The sequence below is a fragment of the Leadbetterella byssophila DSM 17132 genome, assembly GCF_000166395.1.
GTDB classification, from domain to species: Bacteria; Bacteroidota; Bacteroidia; order Cytophagales; family Spirosomataceae; genus Leadbetterella; species Leadbetterella byssophila.
In genome coordinates, this window is the sequence record NC_014655.1 from 3,729,574 (window position 1) to 3,746,685 (window position 17,112).

At 40.2% G+C, this 17,112-nt stretch carries 9 protein-coding genes; 3 read left to right on the forward strand and 6 right to left on the reverse strand.

The annotated features are described in order from the left end of the window. Positions 1–19: 19 nt before the first annotated feature. Positions 20–1,459 (forward strand): CCA tRNA nucleotidyltransferase, encoded by a 1,440-nt coding sequence (locus tag LBYS_RS16650; protein ID WP_013410006.1) that lies wholly within the window; start codon positions 20–22, stop codon positions 1,457–1,459. Here the strand turns inward: LBYS_RS16650 and LBYS_RS16655 are convergent. Together LBYS_RS16655 and pyrF are read right to left on the reverse strand one after the other, a co-directional pair. Beyond that, entirely contained in the window at positions 1,456–2,697 is a 1,242-nt protein-coding gene (locus tag LBYS_RS16655) for a DUF2851 family protein (protein ID WP_013410007.1), read from the reverse strand. The two genes, LBYS_RS16650 and LBYS_RS16655, sit on opposite strands and share 4 nt — an antisense overlap. A 94-nt stretch (positions 2,698–2,791) precedes the next feature. Beyond that, on the reverse strand, positions 2,792–3,607 hold the full coding sequence (pyrF, locus tag LBYS_RS16660; RefSeq protein ID WP_013410008.1) for an orotidine-5'-phosphate decarboxylase: 816 nt from the start codon (positions 3,605–3,607) through the stop codon (positions 2,792–2,794). Positions 3,608–3,686: 79 nt separating this feature from the next. On the opposite strand from pyrF, the gene rfbC reads away from it, so the two are divergent. After that, complete coding sequence (gene rfbC, locus LBYS_RS16665) at positions 3,687–4,220, forward strand: dTDP-4-dehydrorhamnose 3,5-epimerase (RefSeq protein ID WP_013410009.1); 534 nt, start codon at positions 3,687–3,689, stop codon at positions 4,218–4,220. Here rfbC and LBYS_RS16670 read toward each other — a convergent pair. Then, complete coding sequence (locus LBYS_RS16670) at positions 4,210–11,490, reverse strand: DUF8696 domain-containing protein (protein WP_013410010.1); 7,281 nt, start codon at positions 11,488–11,490, stop codon at positions 4,210–4,212. The two genes, rfbC and LBYS_RS16670, sit on opposite strands and share 11 nt — an antisense overlap. A gap of 142 nt (positions 11,491–11,632) precedes the next feature. Next, positions 11,633–13,726, reverse strand: coding sequence for a fibronectin type III domain-containing protein (locus LBYS_RS16675; RefSeq protein WP_041823864.1), 2,094 nt, complete (start codon positions 13,724–13,726; stop codon positions 11,633–11,635). A gap of 175 nt (positions 13,727–13,901) precedes the next feature. On the opposite strand from LBYS_RS16675, the gene LBYS_RS16680 reads away from it, so the two are divergent. Further along, complete coding sequence (locus LBYS_RS16680) at positions 13,902–15,176, forward strand: sterol desaturase family protein (protein WP_013410012.1); 1,275 nt, start codon at positions 13,902–13,904, stop codon at positions 15,174–15,176. Here LBYS_RS16680 and LBYS_RS16685 read toward each other — a convergent pair. Together LBYS_RS16685 and upp are read right to left on the reverse strand one after the other, a co-directional pair. Next, entirely contained in the window at positions 15,133–16,380 is a 1,248-nt protein-coding gene (locus LBYS_RS16685; protein ID WP_013410013.1) for an MFS transporter, read from the reverse strand. The genes LBYS_RS16680 and LBYS_RS16685 overlap by 44 nt on opposite strands. Positions 16,381–16,387: 7 nt before the next feature. Further along, positions 16,388–17,029: a uracil phosphoribosyltransferase gene (gene upp / locus LBYS_RS16690; RefSeq protein WP_013410014.1), complete on the reverse strand. Its 642-nt coding sequence runs from the start codon at positions 17,027–17,029 to the stop codon at positions 16,388–16,390. Positions 17,030–17,112 lie beyond the last annotated feature (83 nt).

Here is a 17,112-nt window from a genome sequence, read left to right on the forward strand (position 1 = left end):
TGGCTAACTTTGTGCTGCAATGGAAAAAGAAGAGTTTTTAGAAGAATTAAATCGAAATCCTATATTCGAAGCGGTTAGCTCGGCAGCGGAGGATCTAGGAATACAGGCCTATGTAGTGGGAGGATTTGTTCGTGATCTTATTTTATGTAGAGCCGGTAAGGACATCGATTTTGTTTGTGTTGGAAGCGGAATTGAATTAGCTATAGCTACAGCCTCGAAATTGGGCAAGCACATTTCCGTCAATACATTTAAGAACTTTGGAACTGCACAGTTTGTATATGATGGTTATGAATATGAATTTGTAGGTGCTAGGCGAGAGTCTTATCGCTCTGATTCAAGAAAGCCCATCGTTGAAGACGGTACTTTAGAAGAAGATCAAAACAGAAGGGATTTTACTATTAATGCCATGGCTCTGTCACTAAATAAAAAGGACTATGGCAGGCTGTTAGATCCTTTTCAAGGGCTAGAAGATATCAAAAGGCGATTGATTCGAACCCCACTTGATCCCGAAACTACATTTTCTGATGATCCTTTGCGAATGATGAGGGCAGTTCGTTTTGCCTCTCAATTGAATTTCGATATAGAAACGGAGACATTTGAAGGATTAAAAGCTATGGCTCCGCGAATCAGCATCATATCTCAGGAGAGGATTACGGATGAGTTAAATAAGATTATCCTCTCTCCTAAACCTAGTTATGGTTTCAAGCTCTTGTATCAAGTGGGTTTATTGGAAATCATATTCCCAGAACTCGTAAACTTGCTAGGAGTAGAAACTATGGATGGCAAGGGGCATAAAGATAATTTCTATCATACTTTACAGGTTTTAGATAATACAGCGGTCCGGTCAAATGATTTATGGTTGAGATGGGCGGCTATTCTGCATGATATTGCAAAACCTGCTACGAAAAGATTCTCTCCTAAGGTAGGTTGGACCTTCCATGGTCATGAGGAATTAGGTGGACGCTGGGTAAAGGGCATTTTTAGAAAATACAAGTTGCCTCTGGATGAGAAAATGAGGAAAGTGACCACTTTGGTACGCCTTCATCTTAGACCTATAGCCTTAGCAAAAGAAGGCGTCTCAGATTCTGCTGTACGTAGACTTCTCGTTGAGGCGGGTGAATATATTGAAGATCTGATGATTCTGTGTAGGGCCGATATTACCTCAAAAGATGCTAACCGCGTAAGAAGATATTTAAAGAATTTCGACAAGGTAGAAGAACTGCTGAAAGAAATTGAAGAAAAGGATAAGTTACGCAATTTTCAGCCTGTGATCACGGGAGAAATGATTATGGAAGTATTTGGTTTGGGACCTTCAAAGGAAGTGGGACAGATTAAAACAGAGGTTAGAGAAGCTATTCTAGATTGTAGAATTGAAAATAACATGGAATCTGCCTACCCATATTTATTGGAAGTCGGGAAAAAAATGGGCTTTGTGCCTGTCAAAGATCTACAGGCTTAATGGCTGAATAATATTTGAGCACCAACGGGGCATTTTAGACATTTTTTGTTCTTGCAAAAGTGCGTATGTTGCTCCAATAATGCTTGAGAATCCCAGGCTGTCTGGCTCTTAATCCCCAATTCTGCCCATTTTCGGGTAATGAAATTATTCTCTGCTTTAGTATTCTCCAGAATATTCATGGCTCTCAAATAATAATGAGAATCTATAGTTTGAAAGGTTAAAAGAAGAGGTATGATTACATTGATATTTAGGTGGGAATGGGATATGCTGCATTTAAATCTACCTTTCTTGGCAAAATCATAATGTTCGCACCAGTAGGAAGTAGGCACTACTTTGGGGATGTTTAGTTCTTCCGTGAATAACTGAAACCAGGAGGGAAAAGTTGCTATGCAGTTGGCCGTTAAGGCAAGTTTCAGGGTAGGGAAATTTTGAGGTCGGGTTCTTAGAAACTTCCAGTCTGCTCTACACATCCTATCACTTAGTTCGTGTTTATGTGATAAAAAGTCGAACTCCTTTCTTAATGTTTGAGAATAGAGGTCTATGGGTTCATCCAGGAAACCTGCCGCTCCAAAAAGAAGAGCCTCCAGTGCTATGAGCTTGCTTTTGTATTTGGAGAGAAGGGAATAAGGCAAAATGCGAGAAAGCCGGGTAAAAGCTTCCTCGTTAATATAAAGTCCCATAGCTTTCATAAATAATCTGTATGCTGTTTCATTCAGGTCTCTATGGGTTTCTTCATAATGATTTAAGACTTCTTGTCTCTTTCTGTCGAATCTATGCGCTAAAGCATTCTCCTGCATTGAGATGATATAGGTCTTGTCGATTTCTTGAATTTGAGCTTGACAAGGTATTTCATTGGTGCTCGACTTAAGGTTTTTGTACTTGTATTTAAAATCTTCCGCAACGATGTCTTTTAGTACTAAAGTGGGAATAGATGATCCATCAAGTCTGAAGATTTCTTTATCATGTATCCAAACCACATGCAAGATTACTGCATCGTAATTGGGATCTGTTTGGTGATGGTGTTTGAACCATTCAGAAGATGCCCAATGAATCTCCACTTTACCTGCCCAAAAAATACCATCCAATAGTAAATGAGCATTGATAAAGTCCGGGCCGGAATCCGAATGAGGATGACCTGTTTTAATAATCTTTAGGTCCTTTCCGCAGGTTGTTTTTAAATTTTGGGTGTGGAATAGTTGATATTGCCACACATAGTGAAGCAACTCTTCATTTTTCATAATAAAGCAGTGTGGAGATCTATTTGATTAGATCTTAAATAGGGTTGAAGTGCTTAACTTTTAACTACAGAGATCTCTTGAGGGAGAAATGCAATTAAAGAAAACCTTGCATTTCCGTTTGAATCTTCTTCGCTTCTTCTGCCGCGGCCTCTTCAAAATGTTCGTCGGAACGGGCATAAATGATACCTCTCGAAGAATTGACTAGTAGTCCGCAGTCTTTATTCATTCCATACTTAGAAACATCCGCAAGACTACCTCCCTGAGCGCCAACTCCCGGAATTAGCAAGAAATGATCAGGAACTATCTTTCTTATTTGCTGCAATCTTTCCGCTCTGGTTGCACCTACTACATACATTAAGGACTCGGAGCTTCCCCAGTTCTTAGAAGTATTCAATACTTTTTCGAAGATCATATCTCCATCCGGTAGTTGGATTTCCTGAAAGTCCATAGCTCCAGGGTTAGAAGTTAGGGCAAGCAGAATTACCCATTTTCCGGGATATTCCAAGAAAGGAAGTATAGAGTCATGTCCCATATAGGGTGCTACTGTTACAGAATCAAAATCAAGTCCCGAAGATTCTTTATCAAAGAAGGTACGGGCATAGAGTCCTGAGGTATTTCCTATATCACCTCTTTTCGCATCTGCGATAGTGAAGCATTCTTTAGGGATGTATTCCAAGGTCTTTCTCAGGCTTTCCCAACCTTTACTACCCATGGCCTCGTAGAAAGCTATATTCGGCTTATACGCTACACAGTACTCTTTTGTGGCATCAATGATACGTTTGTTGAATTCAAATACAGGATCCGCATATTCCAAAAGATGTTTCGGAACTTTTTGAATATCCGTGTCAAGTCCTACACATAAATAGGATTTTTTTTGAAAAATTTGCTGTACTATTTCTTGTTTAGTCATATAAAAGCCGAACTTTGGGACAAAGTTACGGAGGCTCTCCCTAATTTTTGGCTCGATCAGGAAAATTAAAACGTCAAACATGCAATTCTTAAAAACTAAACTACCTGGTGTATTTGAAATTATTCCGAGAATTTTTGAGGACGATAGAGGTTATTTCTACGAATCCTACAATATAGAACTATTCAAAGCGAATGGTATTCCTGAAGAGTTCTTACAAGACAATCAATCCTTTTCTAAGAAAGGGGTGATTCGCGGACTACATTTTCAACGTGCCCCCTTCGCTCAAGGTAAACTTGTTAGAGTGATTAAAGGTGCTGTCTTGGATGTAGTTGTAGACATTCGTCCCGAATCTCCTACTTTTGGTCAATACGAAAGCTTCCTGTTAACGGAAGAAAATAAGAAGATGGTGTATTTGCCTGAGGGCTTTGCACACGGCTTCTCCACTCTTGAAGATGCTATCTTCTCTTATAAGTGTACTAATGTATACCATAAAGCTTCAGAGGGTGGAATTATCTACAATGACCCGGATCTCAACATAGATTGGCAGGTAAGTAATCCCGTGGTTTCCGATAAAGATTTAGAGCTTCCATCCTGGAAAGAATTTAAGGGTTAATCCATATTTTTTTCATACAAATCTGTCCTTTTTGGTTGCTTGCCTTAACCAGGTATTGACCGGAAGGGACAGTTTTTTTTATGCGTACCTCTATTTCATCTTTTTTTGATGTAGACCATGATAAGGGAATGCTTCTTCCTACTGCATCCCAAATCTCAAGTGTCTGGATCTCTTGCCATTTAAGGTAGAATCGGTCCGATATAGGATATCCTATCAACATGCATTCTCTCTGAGGAATTTCAATTCGTTGAAGCTCAGAATCTCCGTACCGTATGCTATAGTATTTCTCTTTAGACTCATGCTCAGTTACGGGCAAATTTGATTCGGGGGAATTTGGCCAGAAAGTGGCATTCGTGGACTTTTGGTTTTCAATATTTTCCTCTTCACTATTTATTAATAGGGTCGTTGCATTATCCTCGTTTGGAAGAAGAGAGGTATTAGCTGAGGACGCAAGTCTATACCAACCCGTCTCAGCAGCGGTGAAGGAGATACCTAAGATTTCTGCATTGACACTATCTAAAGTTCCATTTATGATGTCCCAAGTATTCTGGTCAGTACTGAAGTACAATTGTGAACCTGGAGTAATTTCCATCCGATGAAAGTACAGGGTTAAGGAAGTAGGTTTTGTGTTCTGGACATAAATTTGTCGGGTAAACGGCCCCTGTATCTTCAGTTCTATTTTTATAGAGTCAGGTTTATTTACAGACTTCCCAAATACCTTTCCATCGAAGGTTGCTAGATAGGTATTATTGTGCTGAAATTGTGTAATAAGGGTGTCAACATTTGCCAATAAATAGGGGATAGCCGTTGAGATATGGATCCTGGCGGTGTCTGTAAAGCAAGCATTCTCTGATTTTATTTTGTAGATGTAGGTATGACTAGAGTCCATCGGAATATTATTTACCCATTTTTCATTCCAGTATATCCACAAGCTATCTACGAATTTTTCTACAATGTGTAGGTTAATGCTAGTATCCTTTACAGATGGAACAGTTCTCAATTGTGGAGAGAAGTTCCGTATTTCAACGGTACATCCATCTAGATTTTTTGCCTTAAAATCAGAGTTTAAATTTTGGACAACTAGGGGAGGTATGGAGTCAATTAGCGTCAAATCATTTTCAAGTAGCCATTCTGCTATATCATTGTAAGGACATAGGGTATCTGTTATGGATATCTCCTTAATTTCTTTTATGGACACTTGGAAAGGATCTGTATATCTAATACATCCGCTCTCAAAAGTAATACGTACCCTGAAAGTGCCTTGCGACTGAGGCTCAGCAATGGTAGAATATGAACTACCATTACGTATTTGCCATTCAAAATCGGCCACTTTACCTTCATAAGGGATAAAGGAGAAGTCGTGCAGTGCATTTTCGCAAAGACTAATTTCTTTGGGTGTGCTTAGTACTTTGTTAACAAATAATCCCGCTGTTTGAGAGTATAAGGTATCACCATCCAGTATGAGTCTACATCTAACCTTGATGGATTCGGTGACCGGTGATATGCGTAGATCTTGTTGAGTGGCATCAGCTATATCTTGATATAATGAATCTACCCAAATTTGCCACTGGTATTGGATTCCAGATCCTCCTGAAGCACGAACACGAAAGGTAGAGGTATTTCCTTCACAGTTTGCCATGTCCTGAGGCTGAGAAGTGATCGTAAATGCTGGTAAAACTTCTGATTCGATCAATAATCTTTCACTTTCACACCCATCTGTTTGTGTCACATAGTATCTCTTTTTCCCATTAGTGGTAAACGTTGGAGGATAGGTTTGACCATTTTTCGTGCTCATAGAAGAATACCATATCAAGTCTTTTCCTTCTGCCGAAAAGGTTATACTTCCCCTCGCTGAGGGAGGAGTAGTGTTGAAGGGAAATCCCGGGAGATCTTTGACTATGATATGGAGAAATGCTTTCTCACTGGTACAGCCTTCAGGACCTTCATAGGAGAAGGGGTAGGAATAGGTAATGGCCTGGTCTGTGGAAATATCTGGCTTCCATTCCAGCCACTTGATCTTCCAGTTGTTAGGAGCCTGAATATTCAGCTTTGCAGGCTTCTCATTGAGACAGTATTGTAATTCTATATCTTCCGGTTTAGTAGGTACTTCGCCTATCTTTAAAGTCATTAGATCAGTAGTAATACTACAACCTTCTTCAAAATTAAGCACACACCTAAATTGAGTGCTGTTTATATTTGATGGTGGGTTATATTGTAAGATTTCTTCACTGCTATACTTTTCCCATTCCGAACCCGTTCCTGCTCTGTTTTCCCAGTTGAATTCTTTGATGTTCCCTTTGATTTGGTTGGAAATGGAAAGTGCCAGCTCTTCTCCTCTACAAATAGTTCGATTGGCTAGTGTCCCAATGAATTCATTAAGTTTTAGAGGGATTTCCTCTATGACTATTACCTCTATGCCATTACTGAATTTTCCTCGGTATACGGTGCCTTCGGGTGATTCGTTATTTCCTGCCCGCGATATTTTCAGCGTTTTTTGTTCACTAAAGATTTCAAATACAGAGTCAGAGGGCCTTTTTCTCTCCCAAACGTAACTTATGGCACCTTCTATCTGAGGATCGAATTCTGCACTTTTTCCTTCGCAAGCGGTGAAGGTAAAATCAGTTCTCGAGATAATTAGTGGTCGCACTACCGTTGTCTCAATCTTCAAACGGTCTGAGCTACACCCGTTTCGATAGTTTGCTACGTACAAGGTATGCTTTCCAAGTATACTTCGGATGGGAGGGGTGGATAAAGCAGTAGTTGATGTAGCACTGGTGAACCATATTAAACTATCTCCTTTTGCTATAAATATGGCAGAATCTAATTGAAATTCATGGGTTAAGTTGACAGGCAGTGAAGGCTTAGGTACCACCGTTATTTCATATCTGACAGATTTTGACCCACAAAATGTAGGGCAAGTGGCATAAAAAATGGTATCCTGCTTCGCTATCAATGTCAGTTCCATTTCAGAGTTTAAGCAATCATCCAGTTTTAAGATCGCCCCTTCACAAACGGTCATTCTTTTCACCGTGGGTGCACTTACGACTTTAATTTCTTTCGCACTCGTACTAGCATTATTACAGGATGACTTTTCGCAGCGGTAAATGGCCCTGACTCTGATAGTAGTGTCTTGATTAAATGGGGGAATGATCCATTTTTCTCCCACAAACATATTTTTCCACGAACCGTCCCATGCTTCCCAAGATACTTCACAAGGTGCTACTCCACCGCTACTTTCTACTTCAAGGGAAATGTTTTCCTCTGCGCATACGGTCTCAGGTATGTGCTTCCAAAGGATTTGTGGATCAGGGAGAATTTCAAATTTTACAGGGTTTGAAGTTTGCTGTCCACATTGGTTTATGGCCACCCTCCTATAGTAGGTGGTTGTCTGCAAGGCAGGGGGATTAAGGACAATGTTCGTTTCTCCCTGTATGTCAAACCATGTGTCATTTTCGGCGGACATCTGCCATTGATAAGTTTCAGCCACTGGCATTTTCGTGTTGGCTATATTTCCCGGATTATATCCTGCACACTGTGAGGAGGCGGTGATCTGTATTTCTCCCGGATCAGGTTTTGGAATCACCTTTATATGTATAGCAAGAGGGGGAGTGCAGGTATTATCTCCGCACCGAATTTCCAGTGTTTTCGAAATCTCTGCCTCCCAAACCCTCAAGCTTCCCCGATAATCATCAGACCATACCACTTCTTCCGAACATCCTTCAATATTCAAATGCACAGATGTACCCTGACAGTATTTTTCTTCAAGGCCTGTTACGGTCATACTATTGTCGGAGATGAATTGTATTGTTGGTTTATAGGGCTCTGAGTAAAATGTACATGCAGAGCTTTTACATGTCACCCAGAGGGAATCGTTCAGGTTTGCAACCCAATATTTTTCTATACCTGTGCTGCCGTCCCACCACTGAATTTGGCCTGTGCAATTCTTTACTTTAAGTAGGACTTCCTCTCCAATGCAAGCTTTTTCCGGTCCTATAATTTCGGGGATTTGTGAGGTCACATAGCTTATTCTAGTGGTAGGGCCTGTTATTACACAGTTGGAAGTGAATACTATTCTAGCTCTGTAATAACCCGGTTCGTTTATAGGGAATTCCTGATTCTTCAAAGTGGAAAAGGATCCGGTGGTACCTGGTCTATATTGCCATTGAATCTGCTGAATCTCTCCAATAATATCAGGAATAGCGGGGGTGAAAGCTTCCTCAGGACAAAGACTGACTTGTGTATTAGATCCATTTACTTGATTGACGGATAATTCTACAGTGTCAGAATATATATAGCAGTCATTTTGGTAGACTTTTGCTCGGTATAAAGAATGGTGGAGGGAACCAGGCGTTGAGGCTATTCTCAATCTGTTCTGAGTTTCCCCATCAATATTTTCAAATTTTCCGTTACTCCACATCTCCCACTGCACATTTGCAGTAGTTTGTAATTGAAATGTGGCAATATTTCCTTCACAAACGACCAGAGAAGAAGGCTGACTTATAATCTGCGGCAAGGGATACTCCGGAATTTGGATTAAGGTATCAAATTTACAGCCCGTAGAATCCTGATATTTCAACTGGTAATTTCCAGGGCTGAAATACATATGGCTTATGTCAAGATTTTCATAGAAAAAATTAGGATTAGGACTCAGTTTGTAGCCTTTCTCGCAGCTTGTTTCTACGATGTTTAAGATTGGTTTTTCAAATTCTCTGTAAGGAAGTTCAATGGGGAAGGGGTCAGTAAGGCAAAACAATCCTTCTATTTCTTTTCCTCGAGTTAAGAATAGGGTCTGCTTCCCTTGATGGATAGTAATACTATTGTTTTGCCCAATCACTTCATCATTCTGCCACCAGAAGAGGTCCTCCTCTATTCCACTAGCCTTGATTTCCCATCCTTCACAAGACCACGGTTTTATGGTAATTTCAGGAATCATGAAGTTCATTTTAACTTCTGATATGCTGAATGTGTCATTTTGAATGCAAACACCCGCTATGGATTGTACTGTGTATTCCCCTTTTTCAGTGAGTTCAAATTCTCCTTGTGTATTTTCAGATACCTTAATTCCTTCATGATAAAGACGGTATTCCGTTGGCAAGTTGGAGTAAATAGATAGGTATGATTTTCTATTATAGGGCCCTTCTCCACAGATTTGGGTACTTGTCAAATGCGGATAGATGCTGGGATGGCTTTGTTTTACAATAGTAATAGGCTTTGTTAAACTAGAGCAACCTTCTTCATTATAGGACTTTACATATTTGATTTCCTCGGGTTTTACACTGGCTTCACCTTTTAGATTTAGCCATACCACGTCTTGTAGATTAGGAAGCTCCTCACACACGACCAGGGTATCACTCAGTTGAGGTGGAATAGGTTTAGGTATAACATGGAGAAGGGCAATATGGGAAAGAACAGTACATGTTTCTGTCCTTACCTCGCATTGAATGGTGGCATTTGAAAGGTTTTCAGTGGGTAGAAATAATTGGGAATGATTCTCTGCTACCTCTACACCGTCTACCATCCAGCGATAAGATAATATTAGGGAGGTATCACCCTTTATCTTAAAGATGGCGGTATCTCCTGCGCAGACCGACTGATCATCTAGTTCAATTATAGGTTTCTCATGCACCTGAACTTTCCATATCAATGCAGAGTCTTTTCCGCAGGTCCCTTCAAGTACCGCGGAATAGCCTGCTGATTCCTCAGCGATAATTTGCGGCAATGTGAGTACTTGATCTTTATACCAGGTTAAGGTACCTTCACCTGAATATGTAGAGCTTAAGTGAAGCGTATCCCCCTGACAAACCGATAAGACACTTAATTCTTGAGTGATCTTTGAAGCTGGCAGGACTTTAATGTCAAAAGCCAAGGTATCCGAGTAACAATGAGCATTAGTACTCCAATACTTCAACTGAGCGCTCTCTTCTAATTTTGGTAGGGCTAAATACATATTCTCCTGTACCAACAAGCTGTCCCAATCCTGAGTGGGATGCCGGAAAAATAGCAGGTTAGGGTTATTTTCAAATTCTTCAAACTCCAAGCGAATGTACTCCGTTTCAGGACAAATGGGAGAGAGTGGTGATAGGCTAAGCACGGGTTCTGGGTGAATGATTATTGGGAAATAATTCCAAGGGCTATAGCATCCCTTCTCATTTTTAGTTCTGTAGTAATACGTGGTAGATCCATTCAAAGTGTCTGTTGTAAATGCTGTAGTGGGTCCATATAAATCTCCCTTTAAAGTATCTGTAGTCCAATACATACTTTGCTCTGTCTGTATCAAAAATTTCTCCGGACCACAATGCGATAGCGTATCTAAAGAGTGGGGCTTCTCAGGTCGGGGGTGAATGATATAGTTCGTTCTGCTACTTTCTAGATAGCATACTGTAGTATCAAATTTTGAGCCGTTAAAACTTATACTGGGAAAGCCTACGCGTACGCGAAATGCGGTTTCATTGGTTTGAATATTTTTCACCAGGAGGTTTTTCTCCTGAATACCTTTGAATCTTATGCTGTCTTGTATGATTTGGTAGTTGGCTGTGCCTGCACGCATCCACCACTGGAAGGAGAGTGCATCTTCCCCTACTGTAGCAGGGTAGAAGAGCACGGAATCTCCTTCGCAAAAGGGTTTAGAGGTGGTGGGTGATACAGAAGTGCTCAGTTGGTGTACTTTTAACCTAGCCACTGAGGTCCAGGCTTCACATCCATATTCGTCCGTGGCTTTGAGACGAAACAATAGTCCGTCATGTGCATTGATCAATCCTGTGACCTTTAAGGTAGGGCTTAAAGCTCCTGAAAATTTACCTCCATTCACAATAGGACTAAATTCTCCGCCTGTGGAGCTTTCCCACTGAAAGGAGGTAGCTTGAGGTATTTCAGCAATAAAGGTTGCATTAGTGCCATTGCACAAGGCTTGATCTTGAGGTTGAATGCTTGGACTTAGCTTTCTAATAAGGACAGTATGCGGATCTCCTAATACGTTTTGACCATTTTGACCTTTTAGCAATATTCTAATATTTAAATCTCCCTCTGAGGAGGTGATTGGAAAGCTAATTATAGGTTCTGGATGTTGAATAATAGTAAGGGTATCCCATTCACCTGTGATTGGATTTTCTTTGAGGAAATAAGCCTGAAGCGCGCTGGAAACTTTAGCAGAGAATGTGACTGTTTCCCCGGAGCAGGCTACCGCTTTATCTGACTTAAGGGGTTCTATAAACTGTGGATTTTGAGCATATAAATTCCAACTCAAAACCATTAATGGCAGGAGTAATTTCATAGCTGTGTGGATTTTGGTACGAATTTATAGTAGTTCATTCCATTGATCCAAGGCAGCTAGGATATACTTGAAATTTACTTATCTGAGGATAAAAAAAAGCCCCCAAGTTATCTTGGAGGCTTTATAAAATCATTTTTATAGATTATAATTTGATGATCTTTTTGGAGACCTTTTCCTTGCCGTCAGACAAGGTAAGGTTATAGGAGCCTGGAGCCAGGTTTGGAACCTTGATCTGTACCGTTTGGTCATCACTGAAATTGATCTCTTTTTCTAGAACCAAAATGTTCGTTTGGTTATAGATCTTTAAGGTATATTTACTCTTCACATCAGCATTCTCAGCTTTGATACTGATAGATTCCGAAATAGGGTTAGGGAATACAGTAGCATCAAAAACGAAGCCTGAAGCAGCCGCAGGGATAATGATCTTCGCAGGAAGAGAGTAGTTGGAATATTGGAAGGCTCTATTCCATGCCCTTACTCTATAGAAGTAAGTTTTTCCTTCACTGATATTATTATCGGTGTAAGTTTCTACATCTTTACCTAGTTCACCAATCACTATGTATTCGTTTCCTCCATCTGTTGATTTTTCAACGAAGTACTTCTCTTCTTTATGCGTATCATCTACCCAAGTTAGGACAACTGAATTTCCTTGCTTCTTAGCTGTAAGGCCATAAGGGGCGCTTGGAGCTGAAGTGAATCCTACTGTAAATGGACCTACCACAGAATAACCTGATGCACCCACCCAGTTTTCAGCTTTAACTCTGTAATAGTAAGAAACTCCTTCATCAACTCTAACATCTTTAAAACGAACTACATTTTCTTTCACAAAAGCTAAAAGGGTATAATTTGTTCCGTCTAAAGACCTTTCTATATAATACTGACCTTCATCTTTAACATCATCCCACCATATTTCTACGTAGTTGTTCTTGAAATTATCTGCAAATACACCTCCATAAATATTAGCTGGTCTTTGAGGAGGACCATAAGTAGTATCTTTTGCACTGGAATACCCAGAAGGATACAGTTGTTTATCACTGTGGGCTCTCAAGAAAATCTCTACTATTGAACCAGGTTGTAAGTTCTTAATAGAATACTCTTGCGGTGCATAGGGAGGAAGATCTGCTACATGTTGTCTAGGGCTACCATTGATACTGATTTGAACCTCTGTATTGGCAATGATATTTGTTTTACAAGTGTTATCCTGAACACCTAAATCCCATTTGAAGGTGATTTCGTTCGGCGTCTTATAGATCGTCTTGATATTCACCGGGTTATTTGGTTCAGTCCAGTTCTTAGTACCAATAGTATGTACCCCTGAAAGTCTATTCGCTGTAGAATTTTGCGTCTCAATTCTATAGTTATAAACCATTCCAGGTTCTGCACCACTCCAGAAGAAGAATTTCTCATTAGCGTTTACATTACCAATATTCGTAAAATTCCAAGGGTCTGTAATGGTAGAAGCCTGAACCACTACATACATAATATCTTCCTGTCCTGAGGCGTAGTCCCAAGTGAACGCTACACCATACGGACAATCCTGTTCTGTCTTGAAATTGATGGCTGCAGGAGGTGGAGCTACTTTTGTAGTTTCGTATTTAATATCCGTATACGCAGATTGGTCTTTCACTGTAGAACCTGACTTTCTCAATGATTTCACAGAAATCATATATTGAGTTTTAGCTTTTAGAGCTGTCAGTTTGAAAACGGTTTCCGGTCCTGTTTTTAATACTTCATGTTCTACTGCAGGTCCATCACCTTCAACTTTTACCATGAAGTGAGTAGCATACTTGTTCGTGTCTAACAGACGAAGTACAATCTCGTCAAAGGTGGTGTAAGCCGTCTCTATAGCAAAATTAGGTTTAGCCAATTGACGAGCTATAAGTACATTTACAGTAGTACTATACGGAGAGTAAGCGGTGTCTACTTTGGGTACAGTAAGCGCTTTAAACGCACGAACACGCACGTTATATACTGTATCTAATTTTAGATTACTCAAAGTAGCATTCAAAGTAGTCAACTTTACGGTAGAGTCTATTACTGTGGAACCTTTGACATTGTAATAGACTTTATAGCCGTCAGGCGTAGCACCTGAAGTAGGAGCTACCCACTCTATTAAGGCCTTGTTTTCTAAATTAATCTGAGCTGCCGTTACGCCCGTAGGTGCATTAGGAGCAGTCTGAGAATAACCAAATACGCTGCTCATTACAAGAGCAAGAAGTAGTAGGGTTCTTTTCATGGAGGGCTTGTTTAATCCATTTGATGATAATAAGACAAAAGTACAATCAAATTCAAAATTATGGAAATAAGTTTTTATAAATTTATTTATATAGTTTATCATTTATTGGTGATTTTTTCGCTTTGAATTATAAGTATTCTAAGTACATTTGCAAAAACCCTTGGTATATAACGTTATGGAAAGTTACGCCCAAATTCTGTTGATAGCAGCGCCGGTATTTTTGATCTTAGTCTTAAGTGAAAAGTTATACGGTTATCTTCGTTTTAGGCATGCATTTAGAAGCATGGATACCATTTCAAGCCTAAGTTCGGGATACACTAATGTTCTGAAAGATGTATTGGGTTTAAGCATCACTATTCTTAGTTATGAGTGGTTTTATAATAAAGTGGCCCTTTTTGAAATCAAGTCCACTTTTTGGGTATATACCGCCGCATTCATAGCGCTGGACTTTGCGGGGTACTGGATTCATCGCTTGTCGCATAGCATCAATTTCTTCTGGAATAGGCACGTGATCCATCATAGTAGTGAAGAGTTTGATTTGGCTTGTGCGTTGCGTCAAAGCATTTCCGTCTTTGTTAATATTTTCTCCTTCTTTTTAATTCCTGCCGCTATATTGGGTGTAAAGCCTGAAGTAATAGCGGTTGTGGCTCCTTTGCATTTGTTTGCGCAGTTTTGGTACCATACTATTTATATTAATAAAATGGGTTTTCTGGAGAAGATTATCGTCACTCCTTCCCATCATCGTGTGCATCATGCCATTAATCCGGAGTACCTGGATAAAAATCACGGACAGATTTTCATTTTTTGGGATAAACTATTTGGCACTTATCAAGAAGAATTAGAAGAAGTTCCGCCGGTTTTTGGGGTGACCCGACCTATGAGAACCTGGAATCCCATGAAGATCAATTTTAAGCATCTGGCTTTGCTTATCCACGATGCATGGAGAGCTCCAGATTGGAAAGATAAGTTTACCATCTGGTTTAAACCTACGGGGTGGAGGCCTGAAGGTTTTGAGGAGAAGTACCCGGTAGTGAAAATTGAGGATCCTTACCACTTTGAAAAATATGACACACCCTTTGGCTTGCCATCCAGAATCTTTATTTGGGCACAATTCTTAACTACTCTCGGATTCCTTATCTGGTTATTCGCACACGTGGGGCAATTGTCGCTAATAAGTATGCTAAGTTTTGGAGGCTTCATTTTTATCACCATCTATGCTTATACTGACATGATGGATAAGAATAAATCCTTCCTGCTTTTTGAAGGGATTAAGGCAGTTTATGGTACTTGTTTTTTGATGGGAACGGAGTATTGGAAGCCTTTATTCTATGAAAATGGAGAAACCTTTTTCATAGCTTACTTAGGTTTCTCCATCCTTTGTTCTTTGTATGTATATCTTAAAGAGATTACTCCTCAAGGAAGTTCAGATCTCGATTATGCGTCTCTCTAACGGTTAATGTAGAGTAGAAACCAATAACATAGCAGATTAAAGCTACAATTGCTCCTGCCATGATGGTACCTGCACTGGGTTTAATCCAGGTAAATAAGGTGGTCATAATAACTACTGCACCTCTCACCATATTAGGAATAGTAGTAGCGGCGGTTGCTCTTAAATTGGTGCCGAATTGTTCCGCGCCCACGGTCACAAACATGGCCCAATATCCCGTCCAGAATCCTAACCAGACACAAGTGGCATAAACAGTGGTTACAGTCTTCATACCTCCAAACAAGTAGTATAAAACACCTAGTAATGACATCCCCATCATCAAGGCTATGGCCTTCTTTCGGGATGCTAACGCATGACTGATAAATCCACTTAATAAATCTCCTACAGAGATACCCACATACGCCCACATGATGGCCATTCCCGGTTTAACTTTTTCCGGAATACCCAGAGCTTCCCCGAATTGGTTACTTAAATACACCAAGATTCCAATACAGAACCATGTAGGTAGTCCTATACCAATACATTTCATGTACTTGATGAAGCGCTGCTTATCTGTAAAAAAGGCAAAGAAGTTGCCTTTCGTCACCTCTTCTTTCTTAGCAATAGAGGTAAACATTCCTGACTCCAGAACCCCTACTCTTAAAAGTAAAAGTAAAATTCCCATAGCTCCACCAACGAAATACGCTATGGTCCAATCTCCGCTCCACTGAACGGTATAATTTGCAATTACCGCCCCAAATAGACCCACACCAGCCACTAAGGAGGTGCCTTTCGCCCGTAACCTTGGAGGTAAAACCTCTGACACCAAAGTGATGCCTGCACCTAATTCTCCTGCTAAACCAACCCCGGCAATGAATCTAAGCCATTTGTAGGCTACTATATTGTCCATGAAGGTAATGTGTGGTAAAAATCCACAGGCAATATTGGCTATGGAGTAGGTAATGATGGAACCAAAAAGTACGGAGAGTCTTCCTTTTTTGTCTCCTAATGATCCCCAAAGTATACCTCCTAGCAGGAGTCCAATCATTTGGTGGTTAATAATCTGTACACCAATGGAGTCAACCTCTGCCGGACTAAGTCCTAAGCTTTCTAGACTGGGTACGCGTACAATTCCGAATAGTTGAAGGTCATAGATATCTACGAAGTATCCCAATGCCGCTATGATCACCGGCATACTGAACAGGTGCTTTAAATCTGACTTTTCCATGGTAGGGTTATAGTTTACATCCAAATGCCAAGTCGCCCGCATCACCAAGGCCCGGCACTATGTAAAATTTTTCGTTCATTTCACGGTCTACATCTCCTATCCAAAGTTTACACTCGGGCAGGGTTTCACGGATATAGTTCATGCCATCTACACTTGCTATGACACATACGATATGGGTGTTCTTAGGTTTTCCGTATTGAGTGAGGGTTCTGTAAGCTTTTTCTAGGGATTTTCCTGTGGCCAAAATGGGGTCGCAGAGAATAAGGGTCTTGTTTTCTACGGAAGGGCTGGTAATATAATCCAGTTCTACTTTGAAGTTTTGGTCAGCAGCATGTGATCCTCTATATGCTCCTATAAATGCACTTTCTGCCTTGTCAAAGAAGTTAATTACCCCTTGGAAAAGAGGTAAGGATGCACGTAACACAGTGGCTACTACCGGTTGGTCAGCCGTCCTATAAGTAGATTTTGTGCCCAAAACGGTTTCAACCTCAATCGGTTCATATTCCATGGTTTTCGAAATCTCATAGGCAAAGATTTCACCCATTCGCTCCAGATTTCTGCGAAATCTCATGGAGTCCTTTTGAATTTCTTTGTCTCTTATCTCAGATAAGAAATTTTTAGCGATGGAGTTCTTTTCGGAAAGTATCAAAGGAATTGGGTCTTTAAAATTGAACAAATGTAATAAACTCTGATATTTTTTTTCTAATGTGATCATAAATAAATGTAGTTGTA